Annotated in this window: 2 tRNA genes; both read right to left on the bottom strand. The window is 50.4% G+C overall.

Going from position 1 to position 262, the window contains the following annotated elements:
* Nucleotides 1–32 precede the first annotated feature (32 nt).
* Nucleotides 33–106, bottom strand: a tRNA-Ala gene (locus tag GO988_RS23685).
* A 37-nt stretch (nucleotides 107–143) separates the two neighbouring features.
* Nucleotides 144–217 (bottom strand) — tRNA-Ile (locus tag GO988_RS23680).
* Nucleotides 218–262: the final 45 nt, after the last annotated feature.

The raw sequence follows: 262 nt of genomic DNA, 5'->3' as shown, positions 1-262 counted from the left end.
TAAGCACTTCTCCAATTAAGAAGTGTAATCAGTGGAGGATAACGGAGTCGAACCGTTGACCCCCTGCGTGCAAGGCAGGTGCTCTAGCCAGCTGAGCTAATCCCCCAGAAGTTGGCACTCAAGCAGTAACCCGCTGCTGCCAGTGGGCCTGCCTGGACTCGAACCAGGGACCTCTACATTATCAGTGTAGCGCTCTAACCACCTGAGCTACAAGCCCGGGTTCACATTAAATCATTAAAGAGTTAATGCAAAATCCGTTAAT

Source organism: Hymenobacter ginkgonis, assembly GCF_009755225.1.
GTDB lineage: Bacteria > Bacteroidota > Bacteroidia > Cytophagales > Hymenobacteraceae > Hymenobacter > Hymenobacter ginkgonis.
The sequence above is the reverse complement of the archived record's forward strand: the minus strand, read 5'-3'. Positions and strand labels throughout refer to the sequence as shown.